Origin of the sequence: Streptomyces sp. NPDC079167 (genome assembly GCF_040686735.1) — a bacterium.
In the GTDB taxonomy this organism is placed as follows: domain Bacteria; phylum Actinomycetota; class Actinomycetes; order Streptomycetales; family Streptomycetaceae; genus Streptomyces.
The window spans coordinates 1-19938 of record NZ_JBFBLO010000019.1; the positions used below are offsets into that span (position 1 = coordinate 1).

Below are 19938 nucleotides of genomic sequence, written 5' to 3' on the forward strand. Positions count from 1 at the left end.
GCCGCCCACACCCTCACATCACCAGGTACCCCACCCATAACCAGCCCAACGACCAACCTGGCCACCAGTCACGCCAAACGCCGTTGCAGTACTAGGCACTGTTTCTCGGATCTCCTGACGTGGGTGGGGCGTTGGGTCCAGGCTGGCTGCATGGGCCGTGGGGATCTGACGAATGCGGAGTGGGATCGGCTGGAGTCGTTCTTGCCTCGTGATGGTGCGCGTGGTGGTCGGTGGAGTGACCACCGGCGGGTGATCAATGAGGTTCTCCACCGAGTGCGGACCGGCGTGCAGTGGCGGGATCTGCCCGAGCGGTTCGGGCCGTGGGAGACGGTCTATAAGCGACATCGCCACTGGTAAGCCGATGGAACCCGGCAGATGCTGCTGTCCGGCATCCAGGCAGCCCAGGACGCGGCGGGCGGGATCGACTGGGACGTGTCGGTGGACTCGACAGCGGTACGAGCCCATCAGCACGCCGCCGGTGCGAGGAAGGCTCCTCCGGCCGCCCTTCCTCAAAAGGGGGTCGAGCAGGGGACGAACCGGGTCGATCCGGTACTACGGATACTGGTGGCCCGGTTGGAGAAGGTGGTCAGATCGGCGAATGCCTGGGACGTTCCCGCGGAGGATTCACCACCAAGATCCACCTGGCCGCCGAGGGACGATTCCGGCCCCTCGCCTTCGTCCTGACACCCGGACACTACGGTGACGGACCCCAGCTCGAGCGGGTCCTGGAGCAGGTATCGGTGCCCCGAACCGGAGTCGGCCGGCCTCGAACCCGGCCCGAGAAACCGCCGCAACCTGCGACCACGCGGTATCCCGCACACGATTCCCGAACGCCTCGACCAGCAAAGACACCGCAAGAACGAGGCTCCCGAGGCGGTCGCCCCACCGGCTTCGACAGCGAGCGCTACAAGAAACGAACACCGTCGAACGCACCATCAACCGCGTCAAGGTCTTCCGGTCCGTCGCCACCCGCTACGAGAAACGCGCCTACATCTACCTCGGTACCGACACGCTCGCAGCACTCGTTATCTGGCTCAGAACGTGATCCGAGAAACAGTGCCTAGGTCGTTTCCTGCTGCCACGACGACGTAATGGAGGAGGCCCGAATCACCAGCTCCGGCAGCACCAGCGTGCGCTGCACCGGCCGGTTACGGCCCTCCAGCAGCCGCGCCATCATCATGTCGACGGCCGTCCGTCCGACCGTCGTCTTGGGCGGCCGGACTGCGGTGAGCGCCGGATGGGCGAGGTGCGCCACCTCGTCGTCGTAGCTGACGAGCGCCATGTCGTCGGGGATGGAGGCCCCCTGCTCCGTGAGGTACTGGGCCACGGAGATGGCGTCCGGGTCGCTGTGGACGACGAGCGCCGTGATGCGGTCGCGGCGGCAACGGTCGACGATCCCGCCGATGATCTGCCGGTGCCCGGGAATGTCCAGCGCGACGCTCTCGCGTACGACGAAGTCGTCAGGCAGGTCCAGCTCCTCGCAGGCGCGGTGCCAGCCGGAGGCCAGATGGGCGGAGGTGGGGCTGCCCTTGGAGAGTACGAGACCGATGCGCCGGTGACCGAAAGCGTGCAGGTGCCGGACGGCCAGCTCCAGTCCCAGCGCGTGATCGCTGCGTACCCATTCGAGCGGGCGGGGCGTCGGCGTCCAGCGCGGGGGCTGCCGCTCCACGAAGATGGCCGGCACCGAGAGACCGCCGATCCAGTCGATGAGCTCCGCGACGCCGGGCCCCTCCAGGCTGGGCGCCAGCAACAGGCCCTGCACCTGGCCGGATTCGACCAGGCGCAGGATCTGGCGGCGGTCCTCAGCCTGGTCGTAGCTCGATCCGCGCAGTTGGATGTGGGTCCCGTGCGCGGCGGCCGCGCTGCGCGCCCCGTTGACGACCTGGGGCCAGTAGAAGTCCAGCGACGGCACGACCATGCCGATAGTGAACGCCGGAGCCGAGGCACGTCTGCGGCGGGCCGGCGTCTGGTCCAGGACGGTCGGCAGAGTCGCCCCGCCGTGCACCCGGGTCAGCAGCCCGCGGTCGGCCAGTGCCGCGATGTCCCGCCGTATCGTCAGCTCGCTCACGTCCAGGGCGGCGGCCAGCTCGCGCACCCGGACCGCTCCATGCAACCGCAGCCGCTCCATGAGCCTCTCGTGGCGCTGCAGTGCGAACGGCTGTTCCTCGGCCATGGATCTCCCCCTCCGGCGGGCTTCCCGGGCCCGGTCCTCGATGTTCGATGATGAACGTTTGGTATCGAATCCGATCGAATGCTAGTCGTGGTGTGCGCCAGGCCACTATCCCTGACTCAGCGACTTCTGGCTGGAACTCGCTGGAAACCCGCTCGGCACGTGCCGTTCACGAGAGGAGCCCCATGCAGTCCAAGCCCCATGCCCTGGTGGTGATGAGCAGGCCGAGCTTCGAGGCCCACTTCGACTCGCCCCGGCTGCGGCGGCTGGCCGCTCTCGCGGACATCGACGACCCGTGCTGGACGGACGAACTCGACAGCCCGGCGGCCCGCGCCCGGCTGGCCCGTGCCGAGGTCCTGCTCACCTCGTGGGGCGCGCCAGCGCTGACTCCCGACAGGCTGGCCGCTGCGCCGCGTCTGAAGGCCGTCCTCCACGGGGCGGGGAGCGTGCGCGGGCTGATGGGCGACGAGGTGTGGAGCCGGGGCATCCGCGTGACGAGCGCGGCGGACGCCAACGCGGTGCCGGTGGCGGAGTACACCCTGGCGGCCATCATCTTCGCGGGCAAGAAGGCGCCATTCCTGGCTGCCAGCGCGCAGGACGCATACGGCGGCTGGGGGTCGGTCACCGGCTACGGCGACCTGTCCAACTTCGAGCGGTGCGTGGGCATCGTCGGGTTCTCCCGGATCGGCCGCCGGGTGGTCGACCTGCTGAAGGTGCTTCCGGCCACCACGGTCCTGGTGGCCGACCCGTACGCGGACCCCGCCGAGGTCGCGCGGGCCGGGGCCACCCTCGTACCGCTCGACGAGATGCTGCCGCGCGTGCACGTGCTTTCGGTGCATGCCCCCGAACTCGCCGAGACCCGCCATCTCATCGGTGCCGGAGAACTGAGCCGGCTCCCCGACATGGCCACCGTCATCAACACCGCCCGCGGCAGCCTCGTCGACTCCGACGCGCTCGCCGCGGAATGCGCCGCCGGGCGGCTGTTCGCCATCCTCGACGTCACCGATCCCGAACCGCTGCCCAGCGACTCCCCGCTGCGGCACACCGCCCAGGTCATGGTCACCCCGCACATCGCCGGGTCGCTGGGCAGCGAGATCGGCCGGCTGACCGATCACGTACTGGACGAGCTGGCCCGCTGGACGGCGCGCCGGCCGCTGCGGGCCGAGATCACCGCCGAGCACTGGGCGCTGGGCCTCAGCGCCTGAAGGGCGGCCGGCGCACCTCCCGTACCACCACCCTCATCCAAGGAGAGCCGCAATGAAGAAGAGCCTCGCAGCTTTCGGCCCACTCGCGGTGGCCGCCTGTCTGGTGCTCAGCGCCTGCGACGCCAGCGGAACGAGCGACACCGCCTCGTCCGACGGCCGGACGGTTGTGAAGATAGCGCTCTGGAACTACAAGTCGACGCCCGAGTTCAAGGCACTGATCGACGGGTTCGAGGCCAAGTACCCGAAGATCCACGTCCAGCCGGTCGACATCCTCGCCGACAGTTACCCGGACAAGATCACCACGATGCTGGCCGGCGGCGACACCACCGACATCCTGACGATGAAGAACGTCACCGACTACGCCCGCTACGCGACGCGCGGCCAGCTCAAGCCGCTCACCGACGCGGTCGGCAAGCTCGACAAGGCGTCCTACTCGGGGCTCGACGACTACAACGTCAAGGACCAGTACTACGCGCTGCCCTACCGGTCGGATTTCTGGGTCCTCTTCTACAACAAGGACATGGTCGGCAAGAACGATCTGTCGAAGCTGACCTGGGACGACTACGCGAAGCTGGCAAAGAAGTTCACCAAGGGCTCCGGCTCCGACAAGGTCTACGGCACCTACCTGCACACCTGGCGCTCCGTCGTCCAGGCCATCGCCTCGGCCCAGACCGGCGGCGACCAGCTGGGCGGCGACTACGCGTACTTCAAGAAGCAGTACGACATGGTGCTCGACCTCCAGAAGTCCAAGGCGACCCTGCCCTTCTCGACCGCCTCCACCCAGCAGATCACCTACGACTCCCAGCTGACGACAGGCAAGGCCGCCATGGTCCCGATGGGCTCCTGGTGGGCGGCGGCCCTGCTCGCCGAGAAGGCCCAGGGCAAGAACGACATCAACTGGGGCATGGCCCCCATGCCGCAGACCACCGCGGTCGGCGAGACCGTCACCTTCGGCTCGCCGACCGCGTTCGCCGTCAACAAGAAGGCGCGCCACGCGGCGGAGGCCGAGAAGTTCGTCACCTGGGCCTCCGGCCCCGAAGGCGCCGCCGCCGTCGCCAAGATCGGCGTCACTCCCGCGTACACCAGCGACAAGATCCTCGACACCTTCTTCTCCGTCGACGGCATACCCGACGACGCGCTCTCCCGCAAGGCCATGGAGCCGGGCAAGGTCCAGCTGGAGATGCCGGTCAGCGACAAGTCCTCCGACATCGACCAGATCCTCAAGGAGGAGCACGAGATGATCATGAGCGGTGAGAAGTCCGTCGACTCCGGGATCAAGGAGATGAACGACCGGGTCAGGGACGAGGTCCGGTGAGCACCCTCACGTCGTCCCCCGCCGGACACGGGGCGCCCGGCGCTTCCGCGGCCCACCGGGCCGCCGAGAAGCGCCGGCGGCGCCGCACCATTCTGGTCGGCTGGTCGTTCATCCTGCCCAATTTCCTCGGGTTCGCGGCCCTCACCCTGGTGCCCGTCGTCGGCGCCCTGGCCATCTCCTTCACCGACTGGGACTCGTACGGCACGCCCCACTGGGTCGGCCTGGACAACTTCGAACGTCTCTGGAACGACTCGAACTTCTGGGCCGCGCTCCAGAACACTCTCTACTACGCGGCCGGCCACATCCCCCTCACCCTTCTGGCCTCCCTCGGCCTCGCGGTCCTCCTCAACCAGAAGCTGCGCGGTGTGGGACTTCTGCGCACCGCGTTCTTCTTCCCGTACGTCACCTCGCTGGTGGCGGTCGCGGTGGTCTGGAACATGCTGCTGAGCCCGGAGGAGGGCCCGGTCAACCAGTTCCTGATGTCGCTGGGCATATCCGACCCGCCGGGCTGGACCAGCTCCCAGGACTGGGCGATGCCCGCGCTCATCATCGCCAGCGTGTGGCGGGACATGGGCTACTACATGGTGCTGTTCCTGGCCGGGCTCCAGACCATCCCCGCCGAGCTGTACGAGGCCGCGCGCATGGACGGCGCCGGCCCCTGGCAGCGGTTCTGGCACGTGACCCTGCCCGGTCTGCGGCCGACGACCTTCTTCGTCACCGTCATGGTCACCGTGTCGAGCTTCAAGGTCTTCGACCTGGTCCAGATCATGACCGAGGGCGGCCCCGGCCGCTCCACCCTCGTCCTGTCCCAGCTGATCTTCCGCGAAGGCATCACCCAGGGGCGGTTCGGCTACGCCTCCGCCGTCTCCCTCGCGCTCTTCCTGATCTGCCTGGTGATCACCGTGATCCAGTTCCGGATGCAGCGAAGGAGCGAGCGATGAACACCACCGTCCTGCGCAAGGAGAGCACACCGCCGGAGCACCGGCCCCCCTTCGAACCCACGGCGCGGCAGACCGGCCGGCGCACCGGCCCGCTGGAACTCACCGGCCGGGCGGCCTTGTACCTCCTGCTCGCCGTCGTGGCGGTGGCCGTGCTGCTGCCGTTCCTCTGGATGGTGATCTCGTCCCTGAAGGACGACCGGGACGTCTTCACGGTGCCCATCCAATGGATCCCCGAAGAGTTCAAGTGGTCCAACTTCACCGACATCTGGACCCGCGTCCCGTTCGCCGCCTACCTCGGCAACTCGCTCTTCCTGAGCGTCGTGATCACCTTTCTCCAGGTGGTCACCGGCAGCTTCGCGGCGTACGGCTTTGCCAAGATGCGCTTCCCCGGCCGGGACCTGCTCTTCACCGGCTACATCGCGACGATCGCGGTGCCGTGGCAGGCGTACATGGTTCCGCAGTACGTCATCATGCAGAAGCTCGGCCTGGTCAACTCCTACCTGTCGCTTATCCTGTTGCAGGCGTTCGGCGCGTTCGGCGTGTTCCTGATGCGGCAGTTCTACCTGACGATCCCGGACGAGATCAGCGAAGCCGCCCGCCTCGACGGCCTCACCGAGTACGGCATCTGGGCGCGCATCGTCCTCCCGCTGTCCAAGCCGGCCCTCGCCAGCCTGGCCCTGCTGACGTTCGTCACCACGTGGAACGACTACATGGGCCCGTTCATCTACCTCACGGACAACCGGCTGTGGACCGTACAGCTGGGCCTGCGCGCCTTCATCGGACAGTACGACGCCGAATCGGCCATGATCATGACCGGCTCCGTGCTCTCCGTCCTGCCGATCCTGGCCGTCTTCCTGCTCGGCCAGCGCTACTTCGTCCGCGGCATCGCCACCACCGGCGTCAAGGGCTGACAGGAAGGCGGTACGACCATGAGCGACGCACACACGCCCCGCACCGGACTCCGACTGAATGTGGCCCACAGCTCCTGGGAATTGATCTGGTCCCATGTCCACCGCGTCCTCGTCGTCAATCTCGGCGTCGCGGCCGCCAACCTCCCGCTGCTCGCGGCGCTCCAGGCCTGGCACGAACCCTGGCGCTACCCCCTGCTGTTCGGCCCCCTGCTCCTCCTGCTGCCCGGGCCCTCCCTCGCCGCCGCCTTCGCCTACTTCGACGCGGCCGGCCCGGACGGCACCGCGCCCGTGCGGCTGTACGCCGGCGCCTACCGCCGGCTGTTCGGGCGGGCGGTACGGGTGTCGGTCCCGTTCCTCCTCGTGGCGACCGCCGCCGTGGCCGAGGTCGCGGTCCTGCGGAGTACGCCCGCCGGTGCGGTCCTCGTACCGATGGCGGTGGTGGTGGGCGTCGTCGCGGCCCTGGCCTGGGTCGTCGCCCTGGCCGCCGAGGCGCGCGAACGGACCACCGGATGGCCGGTCCACTTGCTCGCCCCCTACCTCGTGGTCCGGCACGCCCCGATGAGCCTGTTCCACCTGGTCCTGCTCGGCGGCGGGCTCCTCCTGGTCAACCAGGCGCCCCTGGCCGGGCTGGCCGTCGTGCCCGGGTGCGTCCTCTTCGTCGTATGGCACCACTGCCGCTCCCACCCGCTCCCGGGAGGAACCACACCATGGCACTCGCCGCGAAACGCCACGAACTGATCCTCGCCGCGGTCCGCGCCTCCGGCATAATCCGCCTCGCCGACCTGGTGGAACGACTCGGCGTCACACCGGTGACGATCCGCCGTGACGTGACCCTGCTCGCCGACCGGGGACTGGTGCAGCGCGTCCACGGCGGCATCGCCCTGCCCAACCGCGCCCCCGTGCCGCAGCAGACCCGCGCCACCGCACCCGGCCCGCTCGGGCCCATGCGCACGCGCGCGGTCGTCGGCATGCTGGTGCCCTCCGTGGAGTACTACTGGCCCGCCGTCATCCAGGGCGCCCACACCGCAGTCGCGGCGACCGACGGGCGGCTCATCATGCGCTCGTCGGGCTGGGACGACCCGGCCGAGGACCGCCGCCAGATCGACGCCCTCCTCGAACGCGGCGCGCAGGCGCTCCTCGTCGCGCCCGCCACCACGGGCGGACCGGCCAGGGAACTGCTGCGTCGGCTCGGCACCCTCGCCCGCGACCTGCCCGTCGTCCTCGTCGAACGCACCCCGCCCAAGGACCTCTTCACCCTGCCCCTGGACGCCGCGACCACCGCACACGCCCTCGGCGCCGGCCTCGCGCTGCGCCACCTCGTCACCCTCGGCCACGACCGCGTCGCCCTCATCACCACCCGCCAGAGCCCCACCAGCACCGCGCTCCGGACCGGCTGGCAGGAGACCGTCGCGGCCCTCGGACTGCCCCCGCACGACGGGCTGGACATCGAGATCCCCTCGTACGGGGCCGCGGGCTGGGCCGACGCCTACGACAAGGTCCTCGACCACAGCCGAGACCAGGGCATCGGCGCCCTGTTCGTCCACTCCGACCGCGAGGCCATCGGCCTGATCGAACGCGGCTGGGAGCGGGGGATCACCGTGCCCCGGGACCTGGCCATCGTGACGTACGACGACGAGATCGGCGCCGCCTCCGACCCGCCGCTCACCGCGGTTCGCCCGCAGAAACACCGGCTGGGCCGGCTAGCCGCCGAACTGGCCCTGGCCCGGCTGGCCGACGTCAGCGGCGAGTGGCCCGTCCACCGCGTCGAGCTGTGGCCGAGTGTCGTCGTACGCGAATCCTGCGGCACCCTGCCCACGGCGACGGCCGCCGCCTGACCACCCGCAACGCAACCGGACGGTGAACGCATGACCCTTCTCCCGGACGCCCCGAGCGCCCTGTCCCCGTACACCGGCTGGGAACGGCACCACTGGGCGTCGTACGCCGACCGGCTGCTGGCCGCCCTCGACCCGTACCGCTCACCGGCGGGCGCGCGCATCCTGCTCCCCGGCCCGAACAGCTCCTACGGCCCTGACTCCGACGGCCTCGAAGGCTTCGCCCGTACGTTCCTGCTGGCCGGCTTCCGCATCGCGGGGGAACGGGGGAAGGACCCGGGCGGCCTGCTGGAGCGCTACGCCGAGGGCCTGGCGGCGGGGACCGACCCGCACCACCCGGAGGCATGGCCCAGGCCCGACGAACTCGGCCAGGCGAAGGTCGAGGCGGCCTCCGTCGCGCTCATCCTCCAGCTCACCAAGCCGTGGCTGTGGGACAGGCTGGACAGCGGCGTGCGGGAACGGACCGTCGCGTGGCTGGCCACCGTCATCGGACAGCCGTACCCGCCCATCAACTGGGTGTGGTTCCGCATCGTCGTGGAGTCCTTCCTGCGCGAGGCGGGCGGCCCGTGGTCGTCCGCCGACATCGAGGAGGACCTGGCCGTCCACGCCTCGCTCCGGCGCGCGGACGGCTGGCTCTCGGACGGCCAGGACCGCGCCTTCGACCACTACACCGGCTGGGCCCTGCACACCTACCCGCTGCTGTGGACCGCGCTGTTCAACGTCACGGGCACCCTCTGCGCACCCGCGCTGCGCCGGGAATGGGAGAGCGACCTCGGCCGCTACCTGGACGACGCGGTCCGCCTGACCGGCGCCGACGGCTCCCCACTCATGCAGGGGAGGAGCCTGATCTACCGGTTCGCCGCCGCCGCGCCCCTGTGGACGGGCGCCTTCACCGGGGCCTCCCGGCTTTCGCCCGGACTGACCCGGCGGGCGGCGAGCGGGGTGCTCGACCACTTCGCGCGCCGGGGCGTGCCCGGCGCCGACGGACTGCTGACCATGGGCTGGCACGGGCCCTGGCCCGCGATGCGCCAGTCCTACTCCGGGCCCGGCTCTCCGTACTGGGCGAGCAAGGGCATGCTGGGCCTCGCCCTGCCCGCGGACCACCCGGTGTGGACCGCCGTCGAGGAGCCCCTTCCGGTGGAGCGCGCACCGCAGGCCCGGGTGGTCGCGGCCCCCGGCTGGCTGGTGAGCGCGCGCCCCGATGACGGCATCGTGACCGTCCTCAACCACGGCACCGACCACGCCCACCCGGGCACGGTGAGCACCGACGCCCCGCTGTACGCGCGCCTCGGCTACTCCACCGCGACCGTCCCGCCCCTGACCGGCCTCACCGTCGACGACCCCGTGGACAACTCGGTCGCCCTGCTCAACACCGAGGGCCGGGCCTCGCACCGCACCGGCTTCGAGAGCCTGTACGCCATGGAGCTGCCCCATGGGGTGCTCGCCGCAGTCTCCACGGGTGCCGTGCACTGGGTGGACGCCGCCAGGGAGCTGGACCACGACCACGGTTCGGGGCGCACGGGCGCCTCGGCGGCGGGCCCCCGGGTGACCGTGGCCTCGGTCGTCCGCGACGGCACGGAGGTGCGGCTGGTCCGCGTCGACGGCCCGCCGGGGCGGGCGGTCCGGGTCCGCCTCGGGGGATGGCCGCTGGCCGGTGACCGACGGCCGGAAACGGAGACCGGGACGGACCCCGTGCGCGCGACGGCGACGGCCGGCGCCCTGACCTCGGACCTGAGAGGGCTTATGGGGCTGGATGAGGCGGGGCGGACCGGCTTTGAGCAGGCGGGCGTGACCGGCTTCGAGGAGGCGGGTGTGACCGTCGAGCAGGGCACCAGCCCCCTCGGGAACTGGACCGCCGTGCCCTGGCTCGCCGCCCCTGTGCCCGAGCCCGGTGCCGTCCTGGCGGCCCGTGTGGTCCTCACGCGCGGGACCGCCGCCGCATGGGGCGCGGCGACGGTCTCGGCGTACGGGGACGGGGTCGTCGTGCGATGGGGCGATGGCGTGGAGAGCGTTGTGCCGCTGGTCTAGGGCCGGCCGGGGCCCTCCCGTGAGTTCGCTCCGGAACGCCCGCCGGGGCTCAGCGCGGAAGGGCGGGCTCCGCGACCACCCGGGACGCCGCCGCCTCCCACGCCGCCCGGTCCCCGCCGGGCGCGAAGTGGCGGAGCTCCTGAGTGGTGGCGACGAGCCGCCGCATCGAGGAGAGGCCGCCGACGAGGCCGTGGGCGCGCGCCTGCACCAGGATGTTGCCGAGGGCGGTCGCCTCGGCCGGGCCCGCGACGACCGGGAGCCCGGTGGCATCGGCGGTGAACCGGCAGAGCAGTTCGTTGCGCGAGCCGCCGCCCACCATGTGGATGCGGGTGATGTGGCGGCCGGCCAGCTCGGCGGCCTGCCGCAGCGCCCTGCGGTGGGCCAGTGCCAAGTACCCACCATGCGCATCCGTTCACGTAGATTCGTCGTCGCACTGGCCGTCACCACGGCCGGCAAGACCGACCCCAACGCGGCCACCGAGAAGGGCCTGACCGTCGGGTTCCTGCCCAAGCAGGTCAACAACCCCTACTTCAGCACTGCCGACAAGGGCGGCGGGGCCGCGGTCGAGGAGCTCGGGTCCACCTTCAAGGAGGTCGGCACCAGCAGCGGCACGAACACCTCCGGGCAGGTGTCGTACGTCAACACCCTGACCCAGCAGCAGGTCGACGCGATCGCGGTGTCCGCGCAGGACCCGGGCGCGCTGTGCACCGCGCTCAAGCAGGCGATGAAGAACGGTGTCAGCGTCGTAACGTACGGCCCTAACACCAAGACCGACTGCCGCAACGCCTTCTTCTCGCAGGCGAGCGCCGAGGACCTGGGCCGTACCGAGGTGCAGCTGCTGGCCGAACAGATCGACTACAACGGCGAAACCGCGACCCTCTCGGCGGCCCAAACGGCCACCAATCAGGACACCTGGATCGACTACATGAAGGAGGAACCGAAGAACCCCAAGTACAAGGACATCAAGCTGGTCAAGACCGCCCACGGCAACGATGACGCCCAGCAGCCCTTCCAGCAGACCCAGGGCCTGCTCCAAGAGCACCGAACCCGAAGAGGATCATTTCCCCGACCACGGTCGGCATCAAGGCGGCCGCACAGTACCTGTCGGGCTGCAAGTACAAGGGCAAGGTCAAGCTGACCGGCCTCGGCAACCCCAACGACATGCGCAAGTACGTCAAGAACGGCACCGTCGAGGCGTTCGAACTCTGGGACTCCGCCAAGCTCGGCGACCTCGCCGCCCGTCCGCCGTCGCGCTCGCCTCCGGGCAGATCACGGTAAGGAGAGGGAGACCTTCAAGGCCGGCACCACCACCTTCACCGTCGGCAAGGACGGTGTCATCAACCTCGGCAAGCCCACCGTCTTCAACGCGCAGAACATCGACAGCTTCTCGTTCCAATCCCCTCAGTCCCCAGGAGATCACGATGATGCGACGCCGTACCCTGCTCGCCAGCGCCTACGCGGCCACCCCGGGCCCTTCGGTCACCAAGTCCGGCACCAGCCAACTCGACGCCAAGGCCCTGTTCTTCGTCTCCTACGACGGCCTGGTCAACAACAACTCGTTCCAGAAGAACGGTCTGCTCACCTACAAGGGCTATCAGTACGCCGCCTGGTACACGTCCGACCGCAACGCCGTCGTGGCACGCCGCGCCGTCGGCTCCACCACCTGGTCCACCGTCAGGGCGGGCCACACCCTCAAGGCCAACGACTCGCACAACGTCATCTCCATGGGCGTCTCCAAGTCCGACGGCCGGCTACACCTCAACATGGACTCGCACAGCAACGGCTTCACCTACGTGAAGTCAGGAGCCGGCCTCCTGGACAACCCAGCGGGCACCGCCTGGACCACGGCCGTGTTCGGCGCCCCGCAGTCCACGCTCGACGGCCTCGCGCTCACCTCACAGTTCACGTATCCCCAGTTCCTCTCCACGCCCGACAACAAGCTCCAGCTCAGCTACCGGGTCGGCATCTCCGGCAACGGCCGCAACGCCCTCGCCGAGTACAACGGCAGCACCTGGACCAACCTGGGGGAGTGGTCGAGCTCGACGGGGACCTACACCAGCGAGCACGGCTCCTCCGGCGCCCGCAACATGTACCTCCACGGCATCGACTACGACGGCAACGGCCGCCTGCACTCCTTCTTCACCTGGCGCGAGCAGTCGGGCTCCGTGATGTGCAGCGGCGGCGGCCTCACCAACCACGATACCGGCTACGTCTACTCCGACGACAAGGGCCGCACCTGGCGCAACAACGCCGGAAACCTCGTCGGGACCACGGGCACCTCCAACCTGGTCGCCGTCACCGACGCGGGTCTGGTCGTGGACCCGCTCAACCCGGACCACTCCCTGATGAACCAGGAGAGCCAGTTCACCGACTCCGTCGGCCGCCCGCACGCGCTCATCAGCTACGTACCGGGCCGGTTCGGGCAGTGCACCACGAGCTACGCCGCCGACCGCATCGCCAACGGTCGCGTCTTCCACGTCCGCCGCAACGCCTCGGAGGCCTGGCAGAAGACCGAACTCCCCGTCGCACCGGCCTCCAGCCAGCGCACCAAGCTGGTCCTGGACAAGTACGACAACGCCTACGCGGTCCTCCCGTACGGCAGGATCGTCGGCGCCTCCGCGTCCTCCGGCTACACCGACTGGAAGCTGCTCTACGACGGCAGCGGCCTGAACGCATTCGGGGAGGTCGTCATCGACGACCTGAGGGTGAAGGCCGACAACGTGCTCTCCATGCTGTACCAGGAGAAGTCCACGGGCGCCACACCGTCGCCACTGCACGTGGTCGACTTCAAGCTCCCTGCCTGAGGGGCCTGAGGGGGACACGTACCGCGGGGGCCGCCCGATCGCGGATCGGGCGGGCCCTTCGGTTGGTGCTCGGCAGCTCAGCCCACCGCCACCGTGGACGAGCGGATCACCAGCCGTCCCGGTTGCAGCTCCACTCCGCTGCGGGTCTGCCCGTCCATTGCCTGGAACAGCGCCTGGGCGGCGGCCGAGCCGATCCCCTGGAGATTGTGGTCGACGCTGGTCAGTCCGGGGCGGGCGCCGTCCGTGAAGGCACGCCAGTTGTCGAAACCCATGACCGCCACGTCCCCCGGCACCGAGTGCCCGCGCTCGCGCAGGGTGTCGAGAACACCTCGTGCGATCTGGTCGCTGCCGCACAGGATGGCGTCCGTCTCCTCGCGCCGGTCGAGGAGCATCGCGGCTGCCGCCCTGCCCCAACCCTCCGACCAGTTGCCGTACAGCGGTTCCTCGACCAGGCCCAGGTCCGCCGCCGCCAGGGCCTGCACGGTCCCCTCGGCGCGCTCCCGCGCGGCCAGGTACCCGATGTCGCCGGTGATGTGGGCGATCCGGGTGCGCCCGCTGGACAACAGGTGCTGGACGGCCATATGTGCGGCGCCGACGCCGTCGGGGACGATCGAGAGGTCGTGGTCGAGGTCGGACGAGGGCGCGTACGCGTACACGACGGGCACCGGGAGTTCCCGGCCCAGAGAGGGCCGCGGATCGGTGCGGGAGCCCACCACGATGAGGCCGTCGACGCGACGCTCCAGCAGGGCCTGCACATGGTGCTGTTCCCGGATCGAGTCGCCCCGCGCGTCGCAGAGGAACACCGCCGCCCGTCCCGCGCCGAAGGCGTCCTCCGCCCCCATCAGGATGGGGATGCTGAAGCGGCCTTCGAGGTCGCTGGTCAGCAGGCCGACCGTCCCCGTGCGCCCCGCGAGGAGGCTCCGGGCCAGCGGGTTCGGGCGGAAGGAGAGCTGCTCGGCGGCCTCCTTGACCCGGGTTCGGGTCTCCGCGCGTACCTGGCGGCGTCCGTTGAGCGCCTTGGACGCCGTTGCCACCGAGACCCCGGCGAGACGGGCCACGTCGGTGAGTGTGGGGCGGGAGGCGGCCATACTGCCGGCCGGCCGGGAGACGTCGGTGGACTTCATGGCCGTGAGTGTAGTCGAGATTTCGCAGTCAACCGAAACTTTTTCGGCCGCTTTCCTAGTCGTTGCACAGGTTGGGAAAGGTGTCTGCGCGACTATTGACCCCGATCTGGTGATGGCCTACGTTTCAGGCCGAAAACCTTTTCCTGATGTTTCGGCACCGCCTTCCCGGCGGTCTCATCGAAGGAGCGCCACCATGAGGAGAGCCGCCTCGGCCGGATCCGTCCGGCGCATGGCCGCAACAGCCGTCACCCTCGCCGTGATGACGGCTCTCGCCACGGGGTGCGGCAAGGGAGCCGGTGCCGCCGGGGGCGACGGAGCGAGCACGACAGGGAGCACGAAGAGCGTCGATGACGGTTCCAAGCTGACCATGTGGACCCGGGCGGCCACCCAGGCGCAGAGCCAGAAGCTGGTGAAGGCGTACAACGCCAGTCACAAGAACCAGGTCGAACTGACCGTCATCCCCACCGATGACTACCAGGCCAAGATCGGGGCGGCGGCCGGCTCCAAGAACCTCCCGGACCTCTTCGCCACGGACGTCGTCTTCGCCCCCAACTACGCCACCAGCGGGCTGTTCGCCGACCTGACGAAGCGCATCGGGGCCCTGCCGTACGCCGACGACCTGGCCCCCTCCCACATCGAGGCCGGCACGGTCGACGGCAAGGAGTACGTCGTCCCGCACACCCTGGACCTGTCCGTCCTCTTCTACAACAAGGCGCTGTACAAGAAGGCCGGCCTCGACCCGGAGAAGCCGCCGACGACGCTTGCGGAGTGGGACAGCCAGGCGCGCAAGGTCGACAAGCTCGGCGGGGGCGTCGACGGAACGTTCTTCGGCGGCAACTGCGGCGGCTGCGGCGTCTTCACCTGGTGGCCGTCCATCTGGGCCGCGGGCGACGAGGTCATGAACGACGAGGGGACCGCCGCGAAGCTGGACTCCGAGACCGCGAAGTCCGTGTACGGCGTCTACCGCGGCTGGGCGAAGGACGGGATCGCGGCCCCCGGCGCCAAGGACGAGTCCGGCGCCACGTGGACCGGCCTGTTCCCCAAGGGGAAGATCGGCGTCATGCCGATGCCCTCGACCACGCTCGGCCTGATGCCGAAGAACCTCGACTTCGGCGTCGCCCCGATCCCCGGCCCCGACGGCGGCAACTCGACGTTCATCGGCGGAGACGCCATCGGCATCGCAGCCACCAGCAAGAAGGCCGACCAGGCCTGGGACTTCCTCAAGTGGCAGCTCAGCGACAAGGCACAGGTCGACGTGCTCGCCGCCGGCGGTGACATCGTGGCCCGCACGGATCTGGCCGACAACAAGTACGCCGCGACCGACCCGCGCCAGGTCACCATCAACAAGCTCGTCGCCAAGGGGCGCACCCCCTACGCGGCCAAGTTCGGCCAGACGTTCAACGACCCGAACGGGCCCTGGCTCAAGCTGATGCGGGACGCCGTGTTCGGCGACGCGAGCCGCATCGCCGCCGACAACAAGTCGATCACCGCCTCGCTGTCCGACTGACGAGGACCGCCCGGTGGCCGGGCGCGGGCCCCGCCACCACTCCATCCACCCCGTCCCACCCGGCCCCGGCCGGCGCCCACGCACCGTCTCCCCGCGAGCGTGTGCGACCGCCCGGGGCCCGGCGACCGACCACCACCCACCAGCGCATCCGAGGCCCCAGCCATGCCCGACCCGTTGTGTGCGCGCCGCATTCCAGGGAGCACCATGCCCACCCGAGCCGCCGATCCGCCAACCCGTACCCGAACCGCTTCCGGGCAGGACCCCGTTCGCTCAGGCCGCCGCCGGCAGCCCTGGTGGCGGAGCCGGAGCGCCATGGGCATGGCATACGCAACACCCACCGCCCTCTTCGTGACGGTGTTCTTCGTGGTGCCCTTGCTGTTCGTCGGACGCATGTCCGCCAGCGACTGGCCGCTGCTCTCCGGCTACCAGGGTCTCAACGCCCCGGCGAACTACACTGAGGTGGCCGACGGCGACCTGTTGTGGCCCGCCATCCAGTTCACCCTGCTGTACACCGTGATCACCACGGTCCTGCTCATCGGCGTCGCCCTGCTGCTCGCCCTGCTGGTTCAGGAGATCCGGCCCGGCGTCGGGTTCTTCCGTACCGCCTACTTCCTGCCCAGCGTGCTCGGCCTGGCCTCCGCGTCCCTGCTGTTCTGGGGTTTCTACAGCCCCTCCGCCGGACCGCTCGCCGATCTGCCCCACCGCCTCGGCCTGACGGACGGCCCCGTCTCCTTCCTCGGCACACCCACCGCGGCACTCCTGTCGACGGTCGGCCTCGTGGTCTGGAAGTTTGCCGGGTACTACATGCTCATCCTGCTCGTCGGCCTCCAGGGCATCGGGAACGACGTGTACGAGGCGGCGCGCCTGGACGGGGCGAGCCGGAGCCGGATTTTTTTCCACATCACCCTGCCGCTCCTACGCCCCTCCCTCGCGCTCACCCTCATCCTCTCCGTCACCGGATCGCTCCTCGCCTTCGACCAGTTCTTCATCCTCACCAAGGGCGGCCCCGACAACAGCACCGTCACCATCGTCCAGCTCATCTACCGGGAGGCGTTCCAGCGCCTCGACCTGGGTACCGCCGCGGCCCTGTCGGTCCTCGTGCTGCTCGCCCTGCTCATCCTGAACCTCGCCCAGTTCCGCGGTCTGCGCCGCGCCGACGAATCCTGAAGGAGCCGCCGCCATGGCCTCCCCGAGCGCAACGCGCAGCCCCGGCCGACGCACCGGACTCGGCAGCACCCCCTACTACGTCGTGGCCGGCGGGCTCGCCGTCCTGTTCCTCTTCCCTCTCGTCTGGTCGGCATGGGCCTCCGTCTCCCCCTCCGCGGGCACCTCCCAGGACTCGGGCTACGGCTTGGGTAACTACCGCGCCCTGCTCGACTACGACGCCGGGCTGTGGCGCTACCTCGCGAACAGCGCCCTCGTGTCGGTGCTGACCGTCGTCTTCACCCTCGGCGTCTCCCTGCTGGGCGGTTACGCCTTCGCCCGCTTCGAGTTCCCCGGCAAGAACCTGCTGTTCCTGGTGACCCTGGCCATCCTGATGGTTCCCTACGCCACCCTGCTCATCCCGCTCTACGTCCTGCTCGGGATGACCGGTCTGCAGAACTCCCTGGTGGGCCTCAGCCTCGTCCTGGCCATGTTCCAGCTGCCGTTCGCGACCTTCATGATGCGCATCTCCTTCGAGGCCATCCCGAAGGAGCTGGAGGAATCCGCGCTGCTCGACGGCTGCGGCACCTTCCGGGCGCTGACCCGGGTCATGGCACCGGCCGTCAAACCGGGTCTGATCACTGTCGGCCTGTTCGCCTTCCTGGCCGCCTGGAACGACTTCATCGCCCCGCTGATCCTCATCAGCGACAGCACCAAGGCCCCCCTGCCCCTGGCCATCGCCACACTGCGCCAGCAGAGCATGGGCGCCATCGACTACGGCGCGACCGAGGCCGGCGTCACGGTGCTGGCCGTGCCCTGTCTGATTCTCTTCATCGCGCTCCAGCGGCACTACATGCGCGGCTTTATGTCCGGCGCGCTCAAGGGCTGAGAGCTCCGCTCCCGCGTCTCCTCCTCGCCCCGCGCCAACCCCGTCATCTCCTGTGAAAGGCCCCCTCCATGGCCCTGCCCTCCTCCCGCCCTGCCCCGTTGCTGCCCAGCCGCGGCCGGCTGCTCCCCCTCGGCATGGACGAGGTACGTCTGACCGGCGGCTTCTGGGGCCACCGACAGCACGTCAACGGCGCCGCCACGCTGGAGCACTCCCTCACCTGGATACGCAAGTCCGGCTGGATCGACAACTTCCGTGCCGCGGCCGAGGGCCGCGCCCACCGCGACCGCCGTGGCCCGATCTTCGCCGACTCCGACGTCTACAAGCTCCTGGAGGCGATGGCCTGGGAGGCGGGCCGCCGCGACGACCCGGAGCTCGACGCCGTCATCGACGAGGTCACCGCCGTCATCGTCACCGCCCAGAGCGACGACGGCTACCTCCACACCGGCTTCGGCGGCCCCGGACAGTCCGCACGCTACAGCGACCTCGAATGGGGCCACGAGCTGTACTGCTACGGCCACCTCATCCAGGCCGGCATCGCCCAGGCCCGCGCCCGGGGTGAGGGAGAACTGACCCGGGCCGCGTTGCGCGCGGCGGACCACGTGTGCGAGGTCTTCGGGCCCGGCGGCATCGAACGCGTCGGCGGACACCCGGAGATCGAGCCGGCCCTCGCCGAACTGACCCGCCTCACCGGAGACCCCCGCTACCTCGCGCAGGCCGCCCTCTTCATCGACCGGCGCGGCCGGCGCACCCTCGCGGAGATTCCCTTCGGCCGCCCCTACTTCCAGGACGACCTGCCTGTTCGCGAGGCCGACGTGCTGCGCGGACACGCCGTGCGCGCCCTGTACCTCGCGGCCGGCGCGGTCGACGTGGCCGTCGAGCGGGACGACGACGAACTGCTCGACGCGGTCGTGCGGCAGTGGGAGGCGACGGTCGCCCGGCGCACCCACATCACCGGCGGTATGGGGTCGCACCACACCGACGAGTCCTTCGGCGACGACTTCGTCCTGCCGCCCGACCGGGCCTACGCCGAGACCTGCGCCGGCATTGCCTCCGTCATGCTTTCCCAGCGCTTGCTCTTGGCCACCGGCGAGCCCCGCTACGCCGACCTCGCGGAACGCACCCTCTACAACGTCGTCGCCGGCTCCACGGGCGAGGACGGGCGGTCCTTCTTCTACGCCAACTCGCTGCACCAGCGGCGCCGCGGCGAGGAGCCGGACGCGCACGCGGAGAGCCCTCGCGCCGACTCCAGTATGCGGGCGCCCTGGTTCGCCGTCTCCTGCTGCCCGACCAATGTCGCCCGCACCCTGGCGACCCTGGGCACGCACCTGGCCACCCGCGACGACGACGGACTCCAGATCCACCACTACGCCGACGCGGACATCCGCACGGAGGTGGCGGGCACCGGCCCGGTGGGCGTCGACATGCGCACGCGCTACCCGTACGAGGGGGAGGTGACCTTGCGGGTCACCCACGCTCCCGGAACCCCGTGGACCCTCACCCTGCGCGTCCCGGCCTGGGCGCGGGGCGCGGTGCTGACCGACGCGGCCGGCGACCGCCACGATGTGCGGCCGGGCACGACCGAGCTGACCCGCACCTTCGCACCGGGCGACGAGATACGCCTGCACCTGCCCATGGCGCCCCGCTGGACGGCCGCCGACCCGCGTGCCGACGCGCTGCGCGGTCAGGTGGCCGTCGAGCGCGGCCCGTTGGTCATGTGCCTCGAGTCGGTGGACCTGCCCGACGGCCGCGACGTGGACACGGTCGTCGCCGACCCCTCGGTCCCGCCCCGCGACGGCACGGGCGGGGACGGGAGCACAGTGGTGGCCGGTGCGCTGGCGGACACCGTGGACGAGGCATGGCCCTATCCCGCTCTGAGCGAGCGCCTGGAACCGGCGACGGACCAGGCGGAGTTGCTGCTCAGGCCGTACTGCGCCCGGGGCAACCGAGGTCCGTCGACCATGCGCGTGTGGCTGCCGGCGGTCCGGCCGGACCACGGCTGACCGGCGCGGGCCACCGGAAACCCCACACCCCCCGAGCTCCGGGCGGACGCGGACGTCCCCGGCGTCCGC

At 70.2% G+C, this 19938-nt stretch carries 14 protein-coding genes and 3 pseudogenes; 14 read left to right on the plus strand and 3 right to left on the minus strand.

The features are described from left to right. Positions 1-150: 150 nt before the first annotated feature. A pseudogene (locus AB0P41_RS29890) lies at positions 151-1045 on the plus strand (IS5 family transposase). A gap of 15 nt (positions 1046-1060) precedes the next feature. Here the strand turns inward: AB0P41_RS29890 and AB0P41_RS29895 are convergent. Further along, on the minus strand, positions 1061-2173 hold the full coding sequence (locus AB0P41_RS29895; protein WP_365935197.1) for a substrate-binding domain-containing protein: 1113 nt from the start codon (positions 2171-2173) through the stop codon (positions 1061-1063). A gap of 182 nt (positions 2174-2355) precedes the next feature. Between AB0P41_RS29895 and AB0P41_RS29900 the strand changes: the two genes are divergently transcribed. Genes AB0P41_RS29900 through AB0P41_RS29930 form a run of 7 tightly spaced genes read left to right on the plus strand, consistent with a single transcriptional unit; the run spans position 2356 to position 10402 of the window. Then, positions 2356-3375: a hydroxyacid dehydrogenase gene (locus tag AB0P41_RS29900; protein ID WP_365935199.1), complete on the plus strand. Its 1020-nt coding sequence runs from the start codon at positions 2356-2358 to the stop codon at positions 3373-3375. 52 nt (positions 3376-3427) lie between these two features. Then, the gene (locus AB0P41_RS29905) at positions 3428-4690 is read left to right on the plus strand and encodes a sugar ABC transporter substrate-binding protein (RefSeq protein ID WP_365935201.1); all 1263 of its coding nucleotides are present in this window, start codon (positions 3428-3430) and stop codon (positions 4688-4690) included. Continuing rightward, positions 4687-5631, plus strand: a complete 945-nt coding sequence (locus tag AB0P41_RS29910) for a sugar ABC transporter permease (protein ID WP_365935203.1) — start codon at positions 4687-4689, stop codon at positions 5629-5631. Before AB0P41_RS29905 ends, AB0P41_RS29910 begins: the two co-directional genes overlap by 4 nt. Further along, positions 5628-6542: a carbohydrate ABC transporter permease gene (locus tag AB0P41_RS29915; RefSeq protein WP_365935205.1), complete on the plus strand. Its 915-nt coding sequence runs from the start codon at positions 5628-5630 to the stop codon at positions 6540-6542. The genes AB0P41_RS29910 and AB0P41_RS29915 overlap by 4 nt, the downstream gene beginning before the upstream one ends. An 18-nt stretch (positions 6543-6560) precedes the next feature. Further along, positions 6561-7280, plus strand: coding sequence for a hypothetical protein (locus tag AB0P41_RS29920; RefSeq protein WP_365935207.1), 720 nt, complete (start codon positions 6561-6563; stop codon positions 7278-7280). Beyond that, positions 7250-8377: a substrate-binding domain-containing protein gene (locus AB0P41_RS29925; RefSeq protein WP_365935209.1), complete on the plus strand. Its 1128-nt coding sequence runs from the start codon at positions 7250-7252 to the stop codon at positions 8375-8377. The genes AB0P41_RS29920 and AB0P41_RS29925 overlap by 31 nt, the downstream gene beginning before the upstream one ends. 30 nt (positions 8378-8407) lie before the next feature. Beyond that, on the plus strand, positions 8408-10402 hold the full coding sequence (locus tag AB0P41_RS29930; protein ID WP_365935210.1) for a DUF2264 domain-containing protein: 1995 nt from the start codon (positions 8408-8410) through the stop codon (positions 10400-10402). 49 nt (positions 10403-10451) lie between these two features. On the opposite strand, the pseudogene AB0P41_RS29935 reads toward AB0P41_RS29930, so the two are convergent. Beyond that, positions 10452-10793: pseudogene (locus tag AB0P41_RS29935) on the minus strand (FGGY-family carbohydrate kinase); the annotation flags it as partial. A 9-nt stretch (positions 10794-10802) separates the two neighbouring features. Here AB0P41_RS29935 and rhaS point away from each other — a divergent pair. Both rhaS and AB0P41_RS29945 read left to right on the plus strand, forming a co-directional pair. Next, a pseudogene (rhaS, locus tag AB0P41_RS29940) lies at positions 10803-11795 on the plus strand (rhamnose ABC transporter substrate-binding protein); the annotation flags it as partial. A 31-nt stretch (positions 11796-11826) separates the two neighbouring features. Then, on the plus strand, positions 11827-13206 hold the full coding sequence (locus tag AB0P41_RS29945) for a BNR repeat-containing protein (protein ID WP_365935306.1): 1380 nt from the start codon (positions 11827-11829) through the stop codon (positions 13204-13206). 77 nt (positions 13207-13283) lie between these two features. Here AB0P41_RS29945 and AB0P41_RS29950 read toward each other — a convergent pair whose 3' ends face one another. Then, a complete protein-coding gene (locus AB0P41_RS29950; protein ID WP_365935212.1) occupies positions 13284-14330 on the minus strand; it encodes a LacI family DNA-binding transcriptional regulator in 1047 nt (348 codons plus the stop codon). A 193-nt stretch (positions 14331-14523) separates the two neighbouring features. On the opposite strand from AB0P41_RS29950, the gene AB0P41_RS29955 reads away from it, so the two are divergent. The 4 genes from AB0P41_RS29955 to AB0P41_RS29970 all read left to right on the plus strand — a co-directional run bounded on the left by AB0P41_RS29955 (position 14524) and on the right by AB0P41_RS29970 (position 19869). Further along, complete coding sequence (locus tag AB0P41_RS29955) at positions 14524-15837, plus strand: sugar ABC transporter substrate-binding protein (RefSeq protein WP_365935214.1); 1314 nt, start codon at positions 14524-14526, stop codon at positions 15835-15837. 318 nt (positions 15838-16155) lie between these two features. Further along, positions 16156-17004 (plus strand): sugar ABC transporter permease, encoded by an 849-nt coding sequence (locus AB0P41_RS29960; protein WP_365935216.1) that lies wholly within the window; start codon positions 16156-16158, stop codon positions 17002-17004. 13 nt (positions 17005-17017) lie between these two features. Next, entirely contained in the window at positions 17018-17869 is an 852-nt protein-coding gene (locus tag AB0P41_RS29965) for a carbohydrate ABC transporter permease (protein WP_365935218.1), read from the plus strand. A 68-nt stretch (positions 17870-17937) separates the two neighbouring features. After that, entirely contained in the window at positions 17938-19869 is a 1932-nt protein-coding gene (locus AB0P41_RS29970; RefSeq protein WP_365935220.1) for a beta-L-arabinofuranosidase domain-containing protein, read from the plus strand. The last annotated feature ends 69 nt before the right edge of the window (positions 19870-19938 follow it).